General features: G+C 34.6%; 22 protein-coding genes. 10 read left to right on the top strand and 12 right to left on the bottom strand.

Annotated elements, in window-relative coordinates:
* Position 1 precedes the first annotated feature (1 nt).
* Positions 2 to 868, bottom strand: a complete 867-nt coding sequence (locus BUA03_RS07280) for a DMT family transporter (protein ID WP_066079915.1) — start codon at positions 866 to 868, stop codon at positions 2 to 4.
* Positions 869 to 977: 109 nt separating this feature from the next.
* Here BUA03_RS07280 and BUA03_RS07285 point away from each other — a divergent pair, with 109 nt between their 5' ends.
* Entirely contained in the window at positions 978 to 1355 is a 378-nt protein-coding gene (locus tag BUA03_RS07285; protein ID WP_066079912.1) for a heavy-metal-associated domain-containing protein, read from the top strand.
* 227 nt (positions 1356 to 1582) lie between these two features.
* Here BUA03_RS07285 and gldD read toward each other — a convergent pair whose 3' ends face one another.
* From gldD to mutY, 4 genes are read right to left on the bottom strand one after another with little or no spacing between them, the layout of a single operon-like run.
* The gene (gldD, locus tag BUA03_RS07290; protein ID WP_066079909.1) at positions 1583 to 2146 is read right to left on the bottom strand and encodes a gliding motility lipoprotein GldD; all 564 of its coding nucleotides are present in this window, start codon (positions 2144 to 2146) and stop codon (positions 1583 to 1585) included.
* 6 nt (positions 2147 to 2152) lie between these two features.
* Positions 2153 to 3448 (bottom strand): gliding motility-associated protein GldE, encoded by a 1296-nt coding sequence (locus BUA03_RS07295; protein WP_066079906.1) that lies wholly within the window; start codon positions 3446 to 3448, stop codon positions 2153 to 2155.
* Between the two features lie 23 nt (positions 3449 to 3471).
* Positions 3472 to 3912 carry a single-stranded DNA-binding protein gene (locus tag BUA03_RS07300; protein WP_066079902.1) on the bottom strand — a complete coding sequence of 147 codons (441 nt, stop codon included), beginning with the start codon at positions 3910 to 3912 and terminating at the stop codon, positions 3472 to 3474.
* A gap of 35 nt (positions 3913 to 3947) precedes the next feature.
* Positions 3948 to 4994: an A/G-specific adenine glycosylase gene (mutY, locus tag BUA03_RS07305; protein WP_066079899.1), complete on the bottom strand. Its 1047-nt coding sequence runs from the start codon at positions 4992 to 4994 to the stop codon at positions 3948 to 3950.
* Positions 4995 to 5097: 103 nt separating this feature from the next.
* On the opposite strand from mutY, the gene BUA03_RS07310 reads away from it, so the two are divergent.
* On the top strand, positions 5098 to 5418 hold the full coding sequence (locus BUA03_RS07310) for an HU family DNA-binding protein (protein ID WP_262489202.1): 321 nt from the start codon (positions 5098 to 5100) through the stop codon (positions 5416 to 5418).
* Positions 5419 to 5839: 421 nt separating this feature from the next.
* Positions 5840 to 7384 carry an Rne/Rng family ribonuclease gene (locus BUA03_RS07315; RefSeq protein ID WP_066080762.1) on the top strand — a complete coding sequence of 515 codons (1545 nt, stop codon included), beginning with the start codon at positions 5840 to 5842 and terminating at the stop codon, positions 7382 to 7384.
* A 996-nt stretch (positions 7385 to 8380) separates the two neighbouring features.
* On the opposite strand, the gene rpe is transcribed toward BUA03_RS07315, so the two are convergent.
* The 7 genes from rpe to BUA03_RS07350 form a co-directional block, all read right to left on the bottom strand.
* The gene (gene rpe, locus BUA03_RS07320; protein WP_066079896.1) at positions 8381 to 9043 is read right to left on the bottom strand and encodes a ribulose-phosphate 3-epimerase; all 663 of its coding nucleotides are present in this window, start codon (positions 9041 to 9043) and stop codon (positions 8381 to 8383) included.
* A gap of 499 nt (positions 9044 to 9542) precedes the next feature.
* Positions 9543 to 10406, bottom strand: a complete 864-nt coding sequence (locus BUA03_RS07325) for a sigma-70 family RNA polymerase sigma factor (protein WP_007137700.1) — start codon at positions 10404 to 10406, stop codon at positions 9543 to 9545.
* 298 nt (positions 10407 to 10704) lie between these two features.
* Positions 10705 to 11331: a hypothetical protein gene (locus BUA03_RS07330; protein WP_066079892.1), complete on the bottom strand. Its 627-nt coding sequence runs from the start codon at positions 11329 to 11331 to the stop codon at positions 10705 to 10707.
* Between the two features lie 173 nt (positions 11332 to 11504).
* The gene (locus BUA03_RS07335) at positions 11505 to 13646 is read right to left on the bottom strand and encodes a polyribonucleotide nucleotidyltransferase (protein WP_066079889.1); all 2142 of its coding nucleotides are present in this window, start codon (positions 13644 to 13646) and stop codon (positions 11505 to 11507) included.
* 237 nt (positions 13647 to 13883) lie between these two features.
* Entirely contained in the window at positions 13884 to 14150 is a 267-nt protein-coding gene (gene rpsO, locus BUA03_RS07340) for a 30S ribosomal protein S15 (protein WP_066079886.1), read from the bottom strand.
* Positions 14151 to 14284: 134 nt separating this feature from the next.
* Positions 14285 to 15253, bottom strand: coding sequence for an energy transducer TonB (locus BUA03_RS07345; RefSeq protein ID WP_066079883.1), 969 nt, complete (start codon positions 15251 to 15253; stop codon positions 14285 to 14287).
* A gap of 37 nt (positions 15254 to 15290) precedes the next feature.
* Positions 15291 to 15746, bottom strand: a complete 456-nt coding sequence (locus tag BUA03_RS07350; RefSeq protein WP_066079880.1) for a GAF domain-containing protein — start codon at positions 15744 to 15746, stop codon at positions 15291 to 15293.
* A gap of 74 nt (positions 15747 to 15820) precedes the next feature.
* On the opposite strand from BUA03_RS07350, the gene xrtF reads away from it, so the two are divergent.
* The 7 genes from xrtF (at position 15821) to BUA03_RS07385 (ending at position 21966) form a co-directional block, all read left to right on the top strand.
* A complete protein-coding gene (xrtF, locus tag BUA03_RS07355; protein WP_066079877.1) occupies positions 15821 to 16366 on the top strand; it encodes an exosortase family protein XrtF in 546 nt (181 codons plus the stop codon).
* Positions 16347 to 16790: an exosortase F system-associated membrane protein gene (locus BUA03_RS07360; RefSeq protein WP_066079874.1), complete on the top strand. Its 444-nt coding sequence runs from the start codon at positions 16347 to 16349 to the stop codon at positions 16788 to 16790. The genes xrtF and BUA03_RS07360 overlap by 20 nt, the downstream gene beginning before the upstream one ends.
* Before the next feature lie 47 nt (positions 16791 to 16837).
* Positions 16838 to 17668, top strand: coding sequence for an ATP cone domain-containing protein (locus BUA03_RS07365; protein ID WP_066079871.1), 831 nt, complete (start codon positions 16838 to 16840; stop codon positions 17666 to 17668).
* A gap of 43 nt (positions 17669 to 17711) precedes the next feature.
* Positions 17712 to 19067 (top strand): MBL fold metallo-hydrolase RNA specificity domain-containing protein, encoded by a 1356-nt coding sequence (locus BUA03_RS07370; protein WP_066079866.1) that lies wholly within the window; start codon positions 17712 to 17714, stop codon positions 19065 to 19067.
* A gap of 50 nt (positions 19068 to 19117) precedes the next feature.
* Positions 19118 to 19519 (top strand): HYC_CC_PP family protein, encoded by a 402-nt coding sequence (locus tag BUA03_RS07375; RefSeq protein WP_245792575.1) that lies wholly within the window; start codon positions 19118 to 19120, stop codon positions 19517 to 19519.
* A gap of 74 nt (positions 19520 to 19593) precedes the next feature.
* A complete protein-coding gene (locus tag BUA03_RS07380; RefSeq protein WP_066079863.1) occupies positions 19594 to 21606 on the top strand; it encodes a TonB-dependent receptor plug domain-containing protein in 2013 nt (670 codons plus the stop codon).
* A gap of 15 nt (positions 21607 to 21621) precedes the next feature.
* Entirely contained in the window at positions 21622 to 21966 is a 345-nt protein-coding gene (locus BUA03_RS07385; protein ID WP_066079860.1) for a heavy-metal-associated domain-containing protein, read from the top strand.
* Positions 21967 to 21992: the final 26 nt, after the last annotated feature.

Here is a 21992-nt window from a genome sequence, read left to right on the forward strand (position 1 = left end):
ACTACTTCTTAGCTGATAAATACACACCAATCAAAATAATAAAGGCGCCAAAAAACTGAACTGGCGTAAGCATTTCATGGTCTAATAGTCCCCAACAAAAAGCGACAACAGGAATCAAATACGTTACTGAAGTAGCAAAAACCGGTGAAGACATTTGGATGAGTTTAAAGAACAAAATATTGGCAATTCCAGTTCCTACAACCCCCAGAATCATTATAAACAAAATGGATTCTTGAACTTTTACAGCACCAATAACTTCAAAAAAACCAGACAAAAACAATACAGTAAAAGCGGGTACAAACAATACCATGAAATTACCAGTAGTGATACTCAATGGACTCAAGTCATGCAGGTATTTCTTGATTAAATTGACGTTGACAGCATAACAGATTGAAGCTATTAAAACTAAGATCGCATAGTAATAATTTTGCTCTGGATGATGAATTGCACCATTCAAAATCAATAAAGCACTCCCTATTAAACCAATTAAAATTCCAAAAATTTGATTTCTCTTGAATTGCAGTCCAAAAACCAGAGCACCTAATATTAAGGTATTCAAAGGTGTCAGGGAATTCAAAATAGAGCTCACAGAACTGTCAATTTCGGTTTGGGCAATGGCAAACAAGTAGGCGGGTATAAATGTCCCAAATAAAGAAGTTAATGCAATATATTTCCATTTATAAGATGGGATTTTAGATAAGCTCTTGAATCCTATCAGTAACAAAAAAATAGCAGCAAAAATGATGCGTAACGATCCCAATTGTAAAGCGGTCAAACCAATTAACCCCTTTTTTATTAATATAAAGGAACTTCCCCAAACTAAGGCAAGAACTACTAAGTAAACCCATTTTAACTGCTTTGATTCCATGAAGATAATTTTGCCTCAAAATTGTAATTATTTTATGAATTAGTCCTCCTTTTTTTAATTAATTTTGTAATTCATAAAACTGATTTTAATCTTTAAAATTTTTATCCTAATGAATATCAAAAAATCAATACTAACGATCGCCTTTGCAACTATTTTATTTGTGGGTTGTAAAGAAAAATCTAACGAAACAGATTTGAAAGAAAGTACAGAAATTGCTGCTCCAGTCGCTAAAAAAAAGATAGCTGCTGCCAACCTTCAGACGGCGAGTTTTTCTGTTGAAGGAATGACATGTGCTGTAGGTTGCGCCAAAACAATTCAAGAAGATTTAACAGGGCTCGAAGGAGTTCAAAAAGCAACAGTAGATTTTGAAACAAAAATGGCTACTGTAAGTTTTGACAAAACAGTCCAGACTCCAGAAAAGTTGACGAAAGTGGTCGAAGCTGCTGCGGATGGCAAGACCTACAAAGTTTCGAATATGAAGTCTTAATTGATTTCCTAAATAGTGTATTAAAAGAAAAGCATTCGTTAACAGCGAATGTTTTTCTTTTAAAACATAAATCTGCTTTGGATTGTTCGCAGTGCAACAAATAAAATCTAAATCCTTAGGACAAGAAGTTAAAGGGAGGCTATTAATCCCTTGAATGTCTTACGGATTCAAAACAGACTATAAATTAGAGAAGGCTGGATTTAATAGCTCGCTATTAGGTCCTAAAATTATTTCCACTTTAAGGTTTCCATTAAGCGCTGCATATCGTTTTTTATGTAACTCGCTGCAGGCATAATAGAATCATAATTTGGTTTAGCGTAAAAATAAACGGAACCCGTTACAAAGTGTTTGGTGCTATCTGTTGCGTAAAACTGTGCATTTGTTGCCGCATTTCCTTCTACTTGATAAAACATTCCGTACACTTTTTTGTTTGCATTTAAATACGGTTGCTCCAGAATGTCGTCTGCTTTTATGACGTGTTCGAATGTTAATTTTTGTGCATCACGCAATAGTTCAGTAATATTTTTTGCTACTGGTTTATAAGTAAGATAAATTGTTGCCTTCATTTTTGGATACGTAATGGTGAAACCACAATCTGCTTCTTTTTTGATAACTGCCTCTGAATTCATATCGAAAGCAAAAGGGCATTCGTTTTCAAAACTCACATATTTTGCTTCGGGATAATCCAATCGTAAGTAACTTGAGGGTTTAGGCAAGACATCGTCTTTGCAGCTAAAACTCAAGAATGAGGTGGTAATTAATAGCGAAAAAGTGATTATTTTTTTTGTCATTAGTACTTATTCAATCGTTACTTTTATTTGTTTCACTCTTTTTTCATCAACTGTTTCTATTGTAAAAAGGCAGTTTCCAAATGCAATTTTTTGATTTTTTTTTGGAAAATTCCCTAGAATTTCGAGGATAAATCCAGCCAGTGTTTCCGCTTCTCCCTTTTTGATCTCGAATGATTCTTCATCAACCTCCATAATTCGGTAGAAATCCTTGAGGTTTATTTTCCCTTCAAAAAGGTAGTTTTTATCGTCAATTTTCGAAAAATTAATGTGTTCATCATCAAATTCATCACTGATATCACCTACGATTTCTTCGATAACGTCTTCAAGAGACACTAATCCAGAAGTTCCTCCATATTCATCAACAACGATTGCCAAATGGCTTTTCATACTTTGAAAATCTTTAAGCAAGTTGTCTAACTTTTTATTTTCAGGAACAAAAAAGGGCTTTCGTAACAGCGATTTCCAGTCAAATTCGTTCGTGTTGATATGCGGAAGCAAATCTTTGACAAATAAAACGCCTTCTATTTGGTCAATATTGTCTCGATATACTGGAATTCTAGAATACCCTTTTTCTATGATTTTGGGACAAATAACTGAAAAAGACTCCTCAATTTCTAAAGCAAAAATATCAATTCTGGGACTCATTACTTGTCTAGTATCTGTGTTTCCAAAGCTTACAATGCCTTCCAATATTTTTTGTTCTTCAGTAGAAGTTTCATCCGAAGCAGTAAGTTCCAGTGCTTGGGATAGTTGATCTACCGAGAAATTTGTTTTTTGCTTTCCTAATTTGTTATGCAGGTAAATTGTAACGGCTCGCATGGGCAAGCTTATTGGCGACAGTAACTTGTCCAAAAAAGCAATAGGGTAGGCAACTAGCTTGGCAAACTTTTTATTATTTCTACTAGCATACACTTTGGGAAGTACTTCTCCAAATAACAAAATCAAGAAGGTGATGATCAATACTTCGACGATGAATTTTAAAAGCGGTGCCGTTATGGTTACAAACAGGCTTTTGCCTACATACGAAAATAATAGTATTATTGATATGTTGATGAAATTATTAGCCACCATAAGTGTTGCTAATAGTTTTTTTGGTTTTTCTAAAAGTCTGGAAATTAAGGTAGCTTTAGATTTGTTTTCCAGCATCATTTCGTCAATGTCTTTTTGTGACAACGAGAACAAGGCGACTCCTGCGCCAGAAATTAATGCAGAACAAAAGAGTAAAGCGACTACTATTGCAAGGCCAAAAGCTAAAGTAGGATCGATAACATAAGTAAAAAACAAACTGGGCTCTGGGTCCACATTAGTAAGGATTAGTTAGACAATTAAAATGGCAAGTCATTAATAGGCAAGACCTTTTTTTCTGGGTCAAAATTAGTGTTTTTTGAAACATCAGCTGCAGTGAATTGCTTGTTAGTTTCCCCCTCTTTTTTGGTGGTGAGAAAAGTAAATTCGGTTACTTGAATTTCAGAGGTGTGTTTGGTGCTCCCGTCCTCTGACTGCCATTGGCGGGACTTAATGCGTCCTTCCACATATATTTTATCTCCTTTAGACAAGTATTTTTCGCAAAGTTCAGCCGCTTTGTTGCGCACAACTAAATTATGCCACTCTGTAGAGGTAATTTTTTCGTTGGTAGTTTTGTTGATGTAGACCTCATTTGTTGCCAATTGAAATCTACCAATACAATTGCCTCCATCAAAATAGTGCATTTTGATGTCGTCGCCAAGAAAACCAATTAGCATTACTTTATTTAATGTTCCGTTCATTTTAGGATGTGGTATTTTATCAAAGATACAGTTTTTTAGAAACTCTGTAATTCCTTTTCAATAAAATTATGAATAACAATTGGGAAGGGAAAACTTCTTAAGGTTTCAATATCTATTCCGTTCTTTAAAGTTTCTGGTACTTGAACATTCCAAAACTTAATGTGTAAATGCTGGTGCGATAATTTATGCAAAATACTTTTAGCGCTGTACTCATATATACTAGCGTTAGTATTCCCTTTGCAATATTCATCTTGAACATGCTTATTTACATAGTCCCAATCTTCTTCTTTTTCTGTTTCTATCAAGGGAAACTCATACAAATTATGCCAAATCCCTTTGCCGGTCCGTTTTTGGATAATTGTATTCTCAACTTCATCGGCAAAAACCAAATAATTAAAATAGCGGTTCCTGACTTTTAGTTTTTTGGATTTGAGTGGCAACTGATCGACTTTATTTTTTTGTAAAGCAGCACAACTTTCGTTGAAAACACAAATGCCACAATTAGGACTTTTGGGAACACATTGTAAAGCGCCAAACTCCATAATGGCTTGATTAAAAATAGCGGGATTATCTTTTGGCATCAATTCGAAAGCTAAGGCAGCGAATTCTTTTTTGGCGGAAGCCAAAGTAATATCAGTTTCAATATCGAAATAACGCGACAAAACCCGAAATACATTTCCATCAACAACAGGCACAGCTTCATTGTAGGAGAAAGAGGCAATAGCTGCAGCTGTATACTCCCCAATTCCTTTTAGTTTAAGCAAATCGATATACTTGTCCGGGAATATACCGCCTAAATCAGAAGCTACGTATTGCGCCGTTTTATGCAAGTTTCGGGCACGAGAATAGTAACCCAGACCTTGCCATAGTTTTAGAACTTGTTCTTCACTCGCCTCAGCTAGGTCAAAAACAGTGGGAAAGGCAGTGGTAAAAGACAAAAAATAAGGTGTCCCTTGAGCAACTCTAGTCTGTTGTAACATGATTTCAGAGAGCCAAATAGGGTATGGATTAGTGGTATTTCTCCAAGGTAATTCGCGTTTATTTTGTAAATACCATTTTATCAGTAGGTTAGAAAATTTCATCTTTTAATATTAGACTGCAAAAGTAAAAGTTTATGTGATTAAAATTTAATCAATTAGCTTGAATAATTGTTTTTTAAATTCCTATATTTGCAAACTCAAAAAAATAGTACAACATTATAAATTAGGAAAGAAAATGACGAAAGCAGATATCGTAGCAAAAATTTCAGAAAAATTAGGTCTTGAAAAAGGAGATGTACAGGCAACTGTAGAGACTTTTATGAATGAAGTAAAAAATTCATTAGAAACTGGAGACAATGTTTATTTAAGAGGTTTTGGAAGTTTTATAGTGAAAACTAGAGCGGAAAAAACAGGAAGAAATATCTCAAAGAATACGACAATAAAAATTCCTGCACACAACATTCCTGCATTCAAACCTGCAAAAGTTTTTGTAGAAGGAGTGAAAACAAATAACGAAGCAAAATAATAATATTAATTAATCATAAAATCGACAAGATATGCCAAGTGGTAAAAAAAGAAAGAGACATAAGGTAGCAACGCACAAACGTAAAAAAAGAGCGAGAGCTAACCGTCACAAAAAGAAAAAGTAGTTTTAAACTACTTTTTTCTTTTTTAAGTTTAAAAGTTCATTGAAATTGAAACGGAATGATTTAAGAATTAAGATTGACGATTGCAGATTGCGGATTTTTTTAAAAATATCTGAAATCAAGAATCAAAAATCAAGAATCAAAAATCTTTAAGTTTCCCCGGGTACAATACCTGTTAAAATATTGTTTAATCCATCCTAACAATTCAGTTATAAGTTCTAAGTTATGAGTTATTAGTTGTAAAGCTAAAGCTGAAAACCGAAAATTGAAAACTAAAAAGTTCGGATAAAAATGTACAGCGTGAATAAAGAATTAATCATCCGATCCAGTTCTGAAGCCGTAGATTTTGCCTTATTAAAAGATGGAAAACTAATTGAATTACACAAAGAAGAAGAGAAAAGCAACTTCCAAGTTGGTGATATATTTATTGCCAAAATCAGGAAACCTGTTGCAGGACTTAATGCTGCTTTTGTGAATGTTGGCTTCGAAAAAGATGCCTTTTTACATTATCATGATTTAGGACCTAACTTGGCTTCCCAACTGAAATTCATAAAACTTGTAAGCGCAGGTAAATTAAAAGATTTCTCCCTAAAAACCTTTCAGTTTGAAAAAGAAATAGACAAAGATGGCACCATTACTGATGTTTTGAGTTCCAATCAATCTGTTTTAGTACAAGTCGTCAAAGAACCTATATCTACCAAGGGACCAAGAATTAGCGCTGAGCTTTCTCTTGCCGGAAGATTTATAGTTTTGGTTCCGTTTTCTGACCGCGTTTCTATTTCACAAAAAATAGAAGACAAAAAAGAGAAAGAACGCTTAAAACGATTAGTACAATCCATCAAACCAAAAGGATTTGGTGTTATTGTTCGCACAGTAGCCGAAGGCAAAAGCACAGTAGAATTAGAAAAAGATTTGCAGAACCTGCTCAGCAGATGGACTGCAATGTGTAAAAAATTACCAACTGCTCATCATCCGTCTAAAGTATTAGGAGAACTCAACAGAGCCTCTTCGATATTGAGAGATGTATTTAATGATACCTTTAGCGGTATCCAGATCGATGATGAAGAGTTGTACAACCAAACCAAGGATTATTTGCAAGAAATTGCACCATCCAAACAATCAATTGTTAAGTTTTATCAATCAAAAGACACACCCATTTTTGAGAAATACAACATAGAGAGACAAATCAAAACTTCTTTTGGAAAAACAGTATCCATGAGTAAGGGTGCTTATCTTATTATTGAACATACAGAAGCCTTGCACGTTATTGACGTCAATAGTGGAAACCGTTCTAATAAAGCGACCAATCAGGAAGATACTGCCATGGAAGTGAATATGATTGCTGCTGCTGAAATCGCTAGACAATTGCGTCTTCGAGATATGGGCGGCATCATTGTAGTCGATTTTATCGATATGTCAAATCCCGAAAATCGTAAAGTGTTGTTCGACTTCTTGAAAGAGGAAATGAGCGATGATAAAGCGAAACACAAGATCTTACCTCCAAGTAAATTTGGTTTAGTCCAAATTACACGTCAAAGAGTAAGACCCGAAGTTAATATTAAAACTAGAGAAGAGGATCCAAACAATGAAAGTGGCGAAATTGAAGCGCCAATTCAAATCATTGATAAAATCGCTTTTGATCTAGAACGAATTTTAAAAATCCATAAACACGTTGTGCTTAATGTACATCCATTTGTGGCTGCATACCTCAGTAAAGGTTTTCCATCATTACGTTCAAGATGGTTTCTTGAACATAAGAAATGGGTGAAAATCATACCTCGTGACGCTTACACGTATTTAGAGTATCATTTCTACGACAAAAAAGGAAATGCTATTTTAGAATAATTTAAAAAACTCCTCAAGAAATTGGGGAGTTTTTTTTTGCTCTTTTTTAAACAAGTAGTCTCTTTTTTTAGGAGCTATTTCCAGCTTTACACTACAATCTTTTTATTTTTGTAGAAAAAATAAAAAGGATTTTCGCTTCAATCTGGGCTAGGGTATTTCTATTTAAGACGATAGCATCTGTAATAATCCAGAAATAAAATAAATTGAAAATAATTAGTAAATAAACCAGCTACTCTTGACAGCAAAATCTATGAAAAGACTTAAATTTTGACAAAAGTTCATCCTAGAACACACTGTTTTTTGCCGCTTAAGTAACCGTCATGTAGTTTGCAGGATTAAGAAAGGCTACAGAGAAATTTAATTGTGTCTAACCTTGATTTGTAAATTTAGTTGCGTTTGTACCATATTATTCCTCGGAGGAGTTTATTGAAATGGTAGTTTTGCGTATTAAATTAGATAATTGTTTTAGTGTAGATGTCAAATTTTCTAAATTTAAACCCATCACGTAGTAATTAAAAACAGCAGGTGGTTCAATTTGCTGCTAGTAGTATTTTTTTGAGGGCTGTGCGGATAAAAACGGATAAACGAAGTGCTATTTTAAATAATCGCCTCTGTTTCTTTGCATGTTGAGCAGTTATGGATGTAAAGACGTATTCTGCAAAAGAAGTGCGGATTACTAAGGTGTATTTTAATTTGTAATTTTATTAAAGGAACTGTAATACAAGAGAAAAAAATTCGACTACATTCAATAGAAATTAATATCGGATCGCTTAAAATCACTAAATTAAGTGTGGTAATAAATAATTTGTAATCCTTTGCGAGAGAATTCTCTTATGACTACTTTTTAAAAATAGTTCCTTCCAATGCCATTTACAGCTTTATCTGTAGGGAAAAGATTTTTTAATTAAACAGGCAGTAATTTATTATTTGATGTAAGTCAAAATAGTAAAAGTCCCGAACTAATTTAAATCAGAACGGAACTTTTTATTTATTTTTTTAGAAATTAGTTAGCGTCTTTAAATCTTGTATGGTTTGTGTTGGGTTCTCTGCTTTGAAGACAAAGCTTCCTGCAACCAGGACATCTGCTCCAGCTTCTACTAGTTGTTTTGCATTTTTGTTAGTAACACCACCGTCAACTTCGATTAAGGTTGTAGCTCCTTTTCTAGTGATTAAAGCTTTTAGCTTTTCAACTTTTGCATAGGTGTTTTCAATAAAGGATTGTCCTCCAAAACCTGGATTCACACTCATAATACAAACCAGGTCAATATCATTGATTACGTCTTCTAACAGATCAATAGTAGTATGAGGGTTAATTGCTACTCCAGCCTTCATTCCTTCAGATTTGATCGCTTGTAGCGTTCTGTGAAGATGTGTGCATGCTTCATAGTGTACGCTTAGTATGTTCGCGCCTAAATCAGCAAAAGTTTTGATATAACGATCTGGATCTACAATCATTAAATGTACATCGATGGTTTTTTTTGCATGTTTGTTAATCGCTTCCAGAACGGGCATACCATAAGAAATGTTGGGAACAAAAACGCCGTCCATGATATCAATATGAAACCAATCTGCTTCGCTGTTGTTAATCATTTCGATGTCGCGTTGCAGGTTTCCAAAATCGGCGGCCAGTACGGACGGTGCAATAAGTGTATTCTTCATGGTGTTGTTTGTTTAATCTGCAGTTGAAGCAGATTATTAAGTTGTAGTTTTTGCAAAAGTAGTTTTTTTGCATCAATTAGCGAAAGTTTTATTGTGAAGACCATTCGTGAATTTACACCTAGGTTTTGCGTGAAGGATTGCAGTGGAAATCCTTTTTTATTTTATGTAGCGGTAGCGGTATAAAATGAAAAAGATTGTAACGTAAAGCCTGGCCCGAAGGGACACGCCCAAATAAATTTCAAAAAAAGCAATTTCAAATATATTTACATTACTCTGTCCACCGGGCTAGGGGTGAAAAGCAAAACTCCGTAAACCCGAGAGCTTTGTTCGAACTGAACTAGGCTTTATGGCAAAAATAAAACCTCGGTAATCAGCCGAGGTTTCAATCATCAATCAAAAAACGAACAGTTAATCAGACCGTCGTTACTTATTCGTCCAAAGCCAAAAGTCATAGTGTTACTTAACGGTATGACTTTTGACTTTATGACTTGTAGCTATTTTATCCTAAATAAGTTTTTAGTATTTTGCTTCTAGAAGTATGTTTTAATCTGCGGATTGCTTTTTCCTTGATTTGGCGCACGCGCTCCCGAGTTAGGTCGAAAGTTTCTCCAATTTCTTCTAACGTCATTGGATGTTGATCGCCAAGACCAAAGTACAAACGAACTACATCAGCTTCTCTTGGAGTCAATGTCTCTAAGGAACGCTCAATTTCGGTGCGCAATGATTCGTGGATTAATTCTCTGTCTGGATTTGGAGATTCACCAGAACGTAAAACGTCATATAGGTTAGAATCTTCTCCTTCTACAAGAGGTGCGTCCATGGATAAGTGACGACCAGAGTTTTTCATAGACTCTTTTACGTCATTTACGGTCATGTCAAGTTCTTTTGCAATTTCCTCAGCAGATGGTGGACGCTCGTTAGATTGCTCTAATAAGGCATACATTTTGTTGATTTTGTTTATGGAACCAATTTTATTTAAAGGCAAACGAACGATACGAGATTGCTCAGCTAATGCCTGTAAAATAGATTGACGAATCCACCAAACGGCATACGAGATGAATTTGAAACCACGTGTTTCATCAAAACGTTGTGCTGCTTTGATTAATCCTAAATTTCCTTCGTTAATTAAATCAGGAAGTGTAAGTCCTTGATTTTGGTATTGTTTTGCTACCGAAACAACGAAACGTAAATTAGCTTTTGTCAATTTCTCTAAGGCTTTTTGATCCCCAGCTTTTATCTTTTGTGCTAATTCTACCTCTTCGTCAGCGGTGATAAGGTCAACTTTTCCAATTTCTTGTAAATATTTGTCTAATGATGCAGTTTCACGATTCGTTACCTGCTTGGTGATTTTAAGTTGTCTCATGTTTTTGTCTCCTCAATTTTTTAAGTGTACAAATAGTTATACGTAGAGAGTTGCAAAAAAGTTACACTATTGTGAATTTTTTTTTTAATTTTAGTATTTCGTGGATCTATATTTGGGCATTACCTGCGGCCTGGGCTATCCGCACTCGCTTTATTGTTCCGCTACGCTGCACAATAAGAGGGCAAACAATTGCTTCTATCCCTAATGCGGTCTATTGCTCTAACTATGTTTTGGTTTCAATTTCTTTATAATTTTAAAAATCTAGGTGTACGGATATCTTAGCTGGCAACCAAAATACTTATTTCAAATATCCTTGTTGTCTAACATTTTTATGATAGGCAACAATATTTTCAGGAATTTCACCATTTATTAGCCAGTTTACGTCTAAGCCATTATGAATAGCAGTTTTCATTAATAAAGAATTGTTGCCTATTAACACTCCAAGCTTTTCCAAATCTTCTTTGAAATCTAAAAAATAATCGTCGTCAATTGCTTTTATCAAGATCAAAATTTTAAAAGCTCTTGCAATTACATAGATACACATCGTGTAAGCCTTTGCATAACTTTGGCTTTGGATTCTTTCATTGTTGAGCAGTAGGAGGTGGTTTAGCATTTTTATATTCAAACTGATTTCGCCAAACTTGTCTTTAGTGATTTTTACGTGTTCACTTATATCACCGCTAACATAACGGGTGTCTTGAAGTAAATACCCAACAGAATAAAACCGCTCCGTAAAATGATTGATTTTATTAAGCATCAATTTTTCAAAGGCAATCCTTTTATCCTCGACCGTTTCTGTATCTACCAGTTCAAAATGGAGCCTGTTGGCAAGATCTACATCTCTTTTTAGCAGCCTGAAAATTAATTTATCCTTTTCCGCGCTGGGTAACTCTTGTATCGCTTTTTTAAATTCTTTGGTAAACATATTTTACAAGTTAGAAGTGTAAATATAATAATTTGTGCTCTACTGAAACATTGTATTTTAATTTTTAAAGTAAAATCTCCAGCAAGCGGCGGCATTATAAAAATCGAAAACCCCAATTCAAATACATGAATTGGGGCTTTCTATAAATAAACCTTTAGTAAACTAAGATGTGATTACTCTCTTCTTTCCTCACGTGGAGGTCTTGGCATAAGTGCTTTTCTAGACACTTTTTCTTTTCTTGTTTTAGGATCCATACCTAAGTATTTCACTTGGAAAACATCGCCCATGTTCACAACGTCAGAAACATTTTCAGTACGTTCCCATGCAAGCTCAGATACGTGAAGCAATACTTCATTTCCTGGAGCTTCTAGGTATTCTACCACCGCACCAAAATCAAGCATTTTGATTACTTTCACTTCATACGACTCATTCATTTGAGGTTTGAAAGTGATGGATTTGATTTTAGCCAATACAGCTTCAATTCCAGCAGGATCAGTTCCTAAAATTTCGATAACTCCTTCTTCCGTAGTTGGATCTTCATTGATAACAATTGTCGTTCCTGTTGTTTTTTGTAATTCTTGAATCACTTTTCCACCAGGTCCGATCAATGCGCCAATAAACGCATTAGGAATTCTTCTTGTAATAATTTTTGGAGCGTACGCTTTAACGTCTTCTTTAGGTGATGCTAAAGTTTCGATTAATTTCCCAAGGATATGCAAACGACCATCACGAGCTTGCGCCAATGCTGCTTCCATAATCTCGTATTTCAATCCATCAATTTTGATGTCCATTTGACAAGCTGTAATTCCTTCTGCAGTTCCAGTTACTTTAAAATCCATATCGCCTAAGTGATCTTCATCACCAAGAATATCAGACAATACAGCATAACGATCTCCATCAGTAATTAATCCCATTGCAATTCCAGAAACGGGACGAATCATTTGGATACCAGCATCCATTAATGCTAATGTTCCAGCACAAACGGTTGCCATAGAAGAAGAACCGTTAGATTCTAATACTTCAGAAACCACACGGATTGTATAAGGACAATCAGTAGGAATCATGTTTTTCAACGCTCTTTGCGCTAAGTTTCCGTGACCTACTTCTCTTCTTGAAGTTCCTCTTAAAGGACGAGCTTCACCAGTTGAGAAAGGAGGGAAGTTATAGTGTAAGTAAAAACGCTCTTCTCCTTGTTGAGATGGAGAATCAATTTGGTTTGCTTCTCTAGAGGTTCCTAAAGTAGCTGTTGCCAAGGCTTGAGTTTCTCCACGAGTAAACAATGCAGATCCGTGTACCGATGGAAGATAATCTACTTCACACCAGATATCTCTAATTTCTGTAGTTTTTCTTCCGTCTAAACGTGTTCCTAAATCTAGGGTTACGTTCCGAACTGCTTCTTTGTTAGTTTTGTAAAAATATTTAGAAACTAAATCACCATTTTCAGCTAATTCTTCTTCTGTGAATAATGTTTTTACTTCTTCTTTTACTTCTGCAAATGCAGCTGTACGCTCTTGTTTAGAAGAACCTTTGCTAGCAATAGCGTAAATTTTATCGTAAGAGGCGTCTTTTACTTTTGTGTAAATAGCTTCATCTTCTCTTTCTCCTTCGTAAGTACGAGTTTCTTTTTTACCAAAAGCAGCTTGTAAACGCAGTTGAGCAGCAATTTGATTTTTGATGTGTTCGTGAGCGAACTTAATTGCTTCCAACATTTCTACTTCTGAAATCTCTTTCATTTCACCTTCTACCATGGCAATAGAATCCATAGAGGCGCCAATCATCATATCGATATCTGATACTTCTAATTGAGCACGTGATGGGTTGATGATGAATTTTCCGTCAACTCTTCCAACTCTAGCCTCAGAAATTAATGTTTCGAAAGGAATGTCAGACAAAGCTAAAGCTGCTGATGCTGCTAAACCTGCTAATGCATCTGGCATTACGTCTTCGTCGTGAGACATCAATTGAATCATCACCTGAACTTCAGCGTGGTAATCATCTGGGAACAGCGGACGCAATACTCGATCAACTAAACGCATGGTTAATACTTCGTTATCACTTGGACGTGCTTCTCTTTTGAAGAAACCACCAGGAAAACGTCCTGCTGCAGCAAATTTTTCACGATAATCTACCGTAAGTGGAAGAAAATCGATCCCTGGACTTGCTTTTCTTGAAGATACAACCGTACCTAAAATAACAGTTTTACCTATTCTTACTACTACAGATCCATCCGCTTGTTTGGCTAAACGACCTGTCTCGATTGTGATGTTTCTGCCATCACCTAAATCGATACTTTCTACAAATAATTGTGGAATCATAAATTTAATTTATTAGTTAAACATGGGTTCTAGTTGTGTTGTAGTTGTTGTTTTGCGTAGTTAATGCCTAAAACCCAATGAAAAACCAAACTTTTTTTTATTTGTCATTTACGAAATGGTAAAGACTTTGTGGAGGAGTATTGATTCTAATCCCTTTTGTGTCAGGATCGAAATAGAATTTTTAGACTCTAAATTATAAAATAAAAAAGAGGCACTTTCGCACCTCTTTTCTATTGATTATTTTCTGATATTCAATACTTTGATAATTTCACGGTATCTGTTGATTTCTGTTTTCTTCAAGTAATCCAACAAAGACCTTCTTTTACCTACTAGCAATACTAATGAACGCTCTGTATTGTAATCGTGACGATTTTTTTTCAAGTGCTCCGTTAAATGGCTAATTCTGAAAGTGAACAAAGCAATTTGAGCTTCTGATTTTCCAGTGTTTGTTTTTTCTCCGTGTTTAGCGAAGATTTCTTCTTTAATCTCTTTAGTTAAATACATTCCAATATTTGTTTAATGATTTTTATGTATGTCATACATCTATTGTACGACGGGTGCAAAAGTACCATTTATTTTCTAAATCTAAAATTAAACTTTGATAAACTTTTAAAAACTTTATTCTCAAGTATTTAATATTATATTGCTTTAACTGTAATGGGCAATGAGTATAGAAATCGAACAGGAATTCCCCTTATTTTGCCGGGAATCCAATTTTTGGCCTCCCTTATAACCCGCAAAGCCTCAGAACCCGTTCCAAAACCTAGATCACGTAGTACCTTAGGCTCTACTAGTTTTCCATCTTTATCCACAACAAAAGTCAAATAAATTTTGCCAATATGACCTTGTTTTTTTGGTGTTTTAAAGTTTCTACCCACGTATTTATAAAAATCATTTATTCCATTTTTAGGAGCTGCTTTTTGGCTTACTTCGGTATAACTATATTGGGTGTTATTTTTATCGGTACTGGTTCCCGTGATCAATTTACCATTTTCGTATTCTTCAATAAATGTAATTTTTGGATGGGAAGAATTTCCTTTCCAAACTCCATGTCTAAATCCATTCTTGATTTCTCCTTTCTCATAGAGTGTATCTTTTTCGGTATTACCTTTATTATAATTTTCAATTAATGCATCATATTTTCCACTGCCATCAATAACTTGCTGTAATTTATTTGTATCCCAATACTGCATCAGCTTTTCAGTGCTTTCCATTTTTACTTTGTCAAATGTAAAATCTTTTTCAAATTGCATTACTCCGTTTTCATACCATTGAAATTGTTTTCCTTCTAAACGGGAATCAACATAATTTGAAATTTGCTTTTTATTGCCATTTTCATAATATGACACCGCAGTTCCATCTAATATTATCCTGTCTCGGTCTTTGGTTGTTCCCGTTAATGCCACTTTACCAGATTTGTAGTAATCTGAAAATTTATACTCTTTTTTAGGTAGGTAGTATTCTTTTACCGATCTTATGAATTTGTAATTAAATTCTTCACCAATATTGCCTAAAGAGTCAATATAGAATGCGGCATCTTTATTGTCTTGCGCAAAGGAAGGAGTTAAAAGTAATAAAAGGAGCAAAGTAAAAAAGTAATATTTCATATTAGGATGGTTGTACTGATGTTTAATACCAATAGTTTTAATACAATTTCGCTATTGTCGCACAAACAAATTCTAAGAATAATTCATCCTCTTTAGTAAATGGATCTAGTACATGACTGTCAATATCTATTTGCCCTATGTTTTCGCCATTTACAAATAGAGGGACAACAATTTCAGATTTTACGGTAAAACTACAAGCAATATAATTGTCTTGTGCAGCAACATCAGGCACGATAAAGTTCTCATTTGAAACTGCCACTTGTCCGCAAATTCCTTTTCCAAAAGGAATTACAGTATGATCCGTTTCGGCTCCTACATAAGGGCCTAAATGTAGCGTTTTCGCTTGGTGATTGGCAAAATAAAATCCAACCCAGTTGTAGTACGAGATGGAGTCGCTAAGCAATTGACAAATTGACAATAGTTTTTCGTCTCTCGATTGTGTTGTATTCAATGTTATTTCGGTTACTTTTGGATGTAATTCTTGAAATGTCATGGTTTTATGTTTATTTCTACAAAAGTATTAAAGCCAGTTTTAAAATTTGTATAAATTTGTTAAAAAAATAGACGTTGAAAAAATATTTAATTCTGTACAAACCTTTTTTGCTTTTTCTGGCAGTCTTTTTTTTGACTTACATCGTTCTTACCTTTTTGTATCAAAACTATTTGAATAGTTTTGAGGAAAATAAAACGGATTCCATAACAAAAATGGTAGGTAAAAATACAGAACAAGTACTATTGTTGTTTGTTGATGATGCGGCAATTGAAGAGAGTACGGCGCACCCTTACATGAAGCTGTTTTATAACACTAAGTATGTAGCGCGAATTGTTGAAGGCTGTAATGCAGTTAGTGTGATAATTTTATTCCTTTCATTTGTGATTGCTTTTTCAGGAAAGCTTATAACGACAGTGCTTTATATAATTGGCGGAAGCCTGGTTATTTATCTATTAAATGTTTTGAGGATAGCGGCTTTAAGTGCGCTTATTTTTTATTTTCCAAAACAGGAGGCATTATTGCATGAAGTTCTTTTTCCATTGTATATTTATGGTGTGGTATTTATTTTATGGTTGATTTGGGTTCGTAAATTTTCACGATATGCTTCAAACGGTAATTAAAAATAAAGTTCGACTGATGCAACTCCTTTTTTTGGTGTTGTTGCTAATACTAATCCGTGCTTTTGAAAACCAGTTGTTTTATGATCCTTTTTTGGATTTTTTTAAAAAAGATTTTACTAGCCTGAGATTGCCAGCTCTAAACTCCTTTTCTTTATTTTTAAGCTTGCTTCTGCGATATACTTTAAATACTTCTATATCACTCGGTATTATTTACGTGCTTTTTAAAGAGCCAGCTATGGTGAAATTTGCTTTTGTCTTGTATTATTTTTTCTTTCTGATCTTGATAGTTGCTTTTTTCTACATTGTTTACTTCACTAGTGAAAATCACAACTGGATTCTTTTTTATATTCGTCGTTTTTTAATTCAGCCTATTTTTCTGTTGTTATTCGTTCCTGGATTTTATTACCAAAAGCAACATCAATAGTTTTTTTTGCGTATCTTTAATTTACTAACTATCAATATTGTAAAGGCATGAAAATCATCAAGCATTCTGGGGATATTGTCGAATTTAGTTCGGAGAAACTTAAAAAATCACTACTGAAATCAGGGGCAAATACCGGTACAGTAGATGAGATTTTGGAAACCATAAAAAAGCAAATGTATGAGGGCATCTCTACAAAGCAAATCTATAAAATGGCTTTTTCATTATTAAAAAAAACAGCTAATGCTCATGCGGCTCGTTACAATCTAAGAGAAGCCATTCGCTTGTTGGGTCCAGCAGGTTTTTTCTTTGAAAGATACGTTGCGCGACTTTTTGCCTCTGAACATTATACGACCATTATTAATTTAACATTGCTTGGGAAGTGTGTATCTCATGAAATTGATGTTTTAGTGAAAAAAAATGAAGTGATAGCAATGGTGGAATGCAAGTATCATGCGGGTAGGGAAGCAGCGTCTGATGTCAAAGTTCCCTTGTATATCTTGTCTCGTTTTAATGATTTGAAAGATAAAAAACATCCCATTTTTAATGTAAAAGATATTGTTTCCAGTTGTTGGATTGTCACTAATAATCGGTTCACTTCTGATGCGATCAAATTTGCAAAATGTTCTGGTTTGAAACTGTTAAGTTGGAATTATCCAGAGGATAATAATTTGAAAACCAAGAATGATACAAATGCGCTGTATCCTGTAACCTGTTTAACCACTTTGTCTCTTTCGGAGAAGGATAAATTATTAATTCTGGACGTAATTTTAGTAAAAGAGATTATAAATAATTCCGATTGTTTGAATAGAATAGGGTTAAGCCCAAATCGAATAAAGAATGTGTTAAAAGAAGCATCAGAGTTATGCAGGTATATTTGAAAAGAAAAGTTGGCAAGCTAGTTTAATCTTAAAATCTAAATAAATGAAAGTTAAATTTATAGGTGGCGTGGGAACTGTAACTGGTTCCAAAACATTGATTGAAAGTAATGGGATTCGGATTTTGATTGATTGTGGATTGTTCCAAGGGATAAAACCTTTGCGTGAACTCAATTGGGATCCTTTGCCTGTTCTGCCTTCTACAATAGATTTTGTCTTGTTGACTCATGGTCATTTAGATCATTGTGGATGGTTGCCTAGGCTAGTCAATCAGGGTTTTAAAGGAAAAATATATTGCACAAGTCCCACCAAAGATATCACGAAACTAATCCTTTTAGATAGTGCCAAAATTCAGGAGGAAGAAGCCAATAAAGCCAATGAAGGCAAGTATTCTAAACATGAAGTTGCCGAGCCGCTCTATACGATTGAACAAGTAGAAAAAGTTTTTCCGTTGTTTAGAGTGATCAAAATTCAGGAGCCTATCGCTTTAGATGCTGAAATTGAAGCTATTTATACGAATGCGGGACATATTTTAGGTGCTTGCAGCATTGCGTTAACATTAGAAAATAAGACCTTAGTTTTTTCAGGAGATATCGGTCGGGACGATGATGTACTGATGTATCCGCCTACTAAACCTAAAAAAGCCGATTATGTTTTTCTCGAAAGTACCTACGGTAACCGACTGCACCCGCATTCAGATACTAAATTGGAACTGGAAACCTATATTAACAATACAATAGAGAAAGGCGGTACCGTCATTATTCCAAGTTTTGCTGTAGAGCGTGCTCAAACAATCATGTACTTGTTGTGGCAGCTTAGGGAGGAAGATAGAATTCCTAATGTTCCTTATATCATCGATACACCAATGGGAATTAATGCCCTAAATATCTTTTCAGATAATCCAAAATGGCATAAATTATCGGTTGAGGAATGTGCCCAAATGAGTAAAATGTTTTCATTAGTTTCTGATTATCAAGAAACAATGGAATTAATACTCAATGAGCGACCTAAGGTGGTCATTGCTGCTAGCGGAATGGTTACCGGTGGAAGAGTTTTGAGTTATTTAGAACATTATATTGTTTTGCCGCAAACCACCGTGATACTGGTAGGTTACCAAGCCGAAGGAACACGTGGAAGGAAATTACTCGAAGGAGCTGAAGAAATTAAAATTCATGGGCACTATTATCCCGTAAAAGCAAATATTTTAGAAATAGGCGGTTTGTCCGCACATGGAGATCAAAAGGATTTGCTAAATTGGTTGTCAGAATTGGAGAATAAACCAACAAGAGTTTTCTTAGTTCATGGTGAAAATGAGCCATTAGATGAACTCCGGATAAAAGTGTATGAAAAATATGGATTTGATTGTAAAATTCCATTAATGGGGCAAGAATTTGAATTATAAGTTTTCACGAATTTGATTTTTTGAGGTGATAAAATCACTAATTTTGCAGCGTGAAACAGAATAAAAATAGATGTATTCTTTTGGCTTTTTTCGTATTGGTTTCCAATATGGGATTCGCATTTAATGTCCGTTATTGCGGTAATGTTATTACTTCGGTCACTCTAAAAACACCTGTTCAGGATCAAAGTTTAGAAAAAGATTGTTGTGGCGTTATTGAAAAGAAATCACATTGTTGCAACGACAAAGAAATTAAATTTCTGAAAAAGACCGATCATTTAATTCAAAAAAATGTTCCTTTTCAAACGGATTTTGTATTTCAAATTAATGAATGGAATGCTTTGGAGGTCTTATTTGTTTCAAATTTTAGAAACGGACAATTTGCTTCATATTACTGCGATGCAAATGCGCCTCCTTTTTTTAAATTATACCACCAATATATTTTCTACGCGTAGTTTTAATGTTCTTCTAAAAGTTTAAATCACATTTTTTGTGGTATAATATTTTTCTACAACATTAATAATCTAGCATGAAAAAACAAATTACAATTCTTTTATTGTTTTTGTTCTGTACTTCTAATTCGTTTTCGCAAGATACTTTGCAGGAGATAAAAGTACAGAATGACCGTAAAAGCTTAAAAAAATCATATCGCCTGACGGCTAACACTACAGTACTAACAAGCAAAGAATTACTCAAAGCTGCTTGTTGTAATCTTGCAGAAAGTTTCGAGACCAATCCTTCAATCGATGTCAATTTTTCCGATGCTTTGACGGGCACGAAACAAATAAAAATGTTAGGATTAACAAGTCCTTATTTGATGATAACCGAGGAGAATATTCCTTCGGTCCGCGGCGCTTCTCAAGCTTACGGATTGTCATTTACGCCAGGAACTTGGGTTGAAAGTATACAAATTACTAAAGGTGCCGGAAGTGTAGTCAATGGGTTCGAAAGCATTTCAGGACAAATTAATACCGAATTGATAAAGCCAATCAGTGACATTCCATTTTTTTTGAATGTATACGGTTCGACTGATTCCCGGTTTGAATTAAATACGCATTTCAACACCAAAATTTCGGATAAGTGGAGCAGTAGTTTGTTTCTTCACGGAAACACGAGAGTTTCAAAAAACGATATGAATGACGATGGTTTTCTGGATAATCCATTAGCAAAGCAAATCAATATTTTAAATCGTTGGCAATATACCAATGCCGAAAAAGGTTGGGTGAGTTTCATTAACTTCCGATATATGGATGATCGAAAACAAACTGGAGAATTAAATTTTGACCCAGACAGAGATAAGGGAACAACTAATTATTGGGGTTCTGAAATCAATACACAGCGTTTTGATGTTTCCACTAAATTAGGATATGTTTTTCCCGACATGCCGTATCAGAGCATTGGTTTTCAAAATGCGTTCAACAGTCACGATCAAAACTCCTATTTTGGATTGAATCAATACGATATCAAACAAAAGAGTTATTATTCAAATCTGATTTTCAATTCGATTATCAACAATACTAAACATAAATTTTCAACAGGATTGAACTTTACCTATGATCAATATGGAGAGTTTGTCAATGTGAATGATTACAGCAGGATTGACAACTCAGTGGGCGCTTTTTTCGAATATACCTATGACAATACGGATAACTTCAGCGTAGTCCTGGGCGGTAGAATAGACAATCACAATCGTTTGGGGACTTTTGCTACCCCAAGGTTGCATGTGCGATACAATCCTTGGGAAAAAGGAGTTTTGCGATTTTCTGCAGGAAGAGGGAAACGGAGTGCAAATGTTTTTGCCGAAAATCAACAGCTTTTGGCAAGTGCAAGAACGTTTGATTTTTTAGATACCAATGGAAAAATATACGGATTGAATCCTGAAATTGCTTGGAATTACGGGCTAAGTTTTATGCAGGGTTTTTTGCTTTTTGGTAAAAGCGCCGATGTAGGTTTTGATTTCTACAGAACCGATTTTCAAAATCAAGCGGTTGTTGATGTTTTACAAAGTCCGCAACAAGTTTTGTTTTATAACGTAAAAGGGAAATCGTTTGCAAATAGTTTGCAAGTAGAGTTCAACTACGAACTGAAAAAGCATTTTAATTTGAGAACAGCCTACAAATTCTATGATATTCAAACGGATTATTTATCAGGAACTTATCAAAGACCATTGCAGGCAAAACATCGGTTTTTTGGGAATTTAGGATATGAAACTCATATTTTAGATAAGGGAAAACAATGGAAGTTTGATTATACTTTCAATTGGCTCGGAAAGCAACAATTGCCTAATACTTCAACTAATCCTCAAGAAGACAGGCTGCCTGAATTTTCGCCGTCATTTTCTGTAATGAATGTGCAAGTTACCAGAACTTTTTCCGCTACTTTTGAAATCTACATCGGTGGAGAAAATATTGGAAATTACAAACAAGATAATGTTATTCTGGGTAATGAAAATCCATTTGGACCTACTTTTGATGCGTCAATAGTCTATGGTCCGATTTTTGGACAAATGTATTATGCGGGTTTACGTTTTAAAATTAAATAGTCTTAAATAATTTAAATGATGAAAAATATAATAGTAGTAATGTTGTTGTCATTCGTTGGTTTTACAGCTCAGGCTCAGAATATGAAAAATAAAAATGCTAAGGTTGAATTTCATGTTAGCGGCAATTGTGAAATGTGTAAAAAGAGAATTGAAAAAGCGGCATTGAGTGTTCCCGGGGTAAAATCCGCCGATTGGCATATGGACTGTGGCACTTTATATTTGATTGTAAATGAGCAAAAAACCGATGGATCAACCATACAAAAATCAATTGCAAAAGCAGGTCACGATACTGATGAAATCAAGGCACTAAAGGAAGATTATGATAAGTTACATACTTGTTGTCAATATGAACGAAAATAATAGTACAGAAAACCAAAGGTAAAGCT

It is taken from the genome of Flavobacterium fryxellicola, assembly GCF_900143245.1.
Lineage (GTDB): Bacteria > Bacteroidota > Bacteroidia > Flavobacteriales > Flavobacteriaceae > Flavobacterium > Flavobacterium fryxellicola.

Coding starts and splice junctions, on each gene's coding strand:
- BUA03_RS07280 (WP_066079915.1), bottom strand. CDS start 868: ATGGAATCAAAGCAGTTAAAATGGGTTTACTTAGTAGTTCTTGCCTTA.
- BUA03_RS07285 (WP_066079912.1), top strand. CDS start 978: ATGAATATCAAAAAATCAATACTAACGATCGCCTTTGCAACTATTTTA.
- gldD (WP_066079909.1), bottom strand. CDS start 2,146: ATGACAAAAAAAATAATCACTTTTTCGCTATTAATTACCACCTCATTC.
- BUA03_RS07300 (WP_066079902.1), bottom strand. CDS start 3,912: ATGAACGGAACATTAAATAAAGTAATGCTAATTGGTTTTCTTGGCGAC.
- mutY (WP_066079899.1), bottom strand. CDS start 4,994: ATGAAATTTTCTAACCTACTGATAAAATGGTATTTACAAAATAAACGC.
- rpe (WP_066079896.1), bottom strand. CDS start 9,043: ATGAAGAATACACTTATTGCACCGTCCGTACTGGCCGCCGATTTTGGA.
- BUA03_RS07325 (WP_007137700.1), bottom strand. CDS start 10,406: ATGAGACAACTTAAAATCACCAAGCAGGTAACGAATCGTGAAACTGCA.
- BUA03_RS07330 (WP_066079892.1), bottom strand. CDS start 11,331: ATGTTTACCAAAGAATTTAAAAAAGCGATACAAGAGTTACCCAGCGCG.
- BUA03_RS07335 (WP_066079889.1), bottom strand. CDS start 13,646: ATGATTCCACAATTATTTGTAGAAAGTATCGATTTAGGTGATGGCAGA.
- rpsO (WP_066079886.1), bottom strand. CDS start 14,150: ATGTATTTAACTAAAGAGATTAAAGAAGAAATCTTCGCTAAACACGGA.
- BUA03_RS07345 (WP_066079883.1), bottom strand. CDS start 15,253: ATGAAATATTACTTTTTTACTTTGCTCCTTTTATTACTTTTAACTCCT.
- BUA03_RS07350 (WP_066079880.1), bottom strand. CDS start 15,746: ATGACATTTCAAGAATTACATCCAAAAGTAACCGAAATAACATTGAAT.
- BUA03_RS07360 (WP_066079874.1), top strand. CDS start 16,347: ATGCTTCAAACGGTAATTAAAAATAAAGTTCGACTGATGCAACTCCTT.
- BUA03_RS07365 (WP_066079871.1), top strand. CDS start 16,838: ATGAAAATCATCAAGCATTCTGGGGATATTGTCGAATTTAGTTCGGAG.
- BUA03_RS07370 (WP_066079866.1), top strand. CDS start 17,712: ATGAAAGTTAAATTTATAGGTGGCGTGGGAACTGTAACTGGTTCCAAA.
- BUA03_RS07380 (WP_066079863.1), top strand. CDS start 19,594: ATGAAAAAACAAATTACAATTCTTTTATTGTTTTTGTTCTGTACTTCT.
- BUA03_RS07385 (WP_066079860.1), top strand. CDS start 21,622: ATGATGAAAAATATAATAGTAGTAATGTTGTTGTCATTCGTTGGTTTT.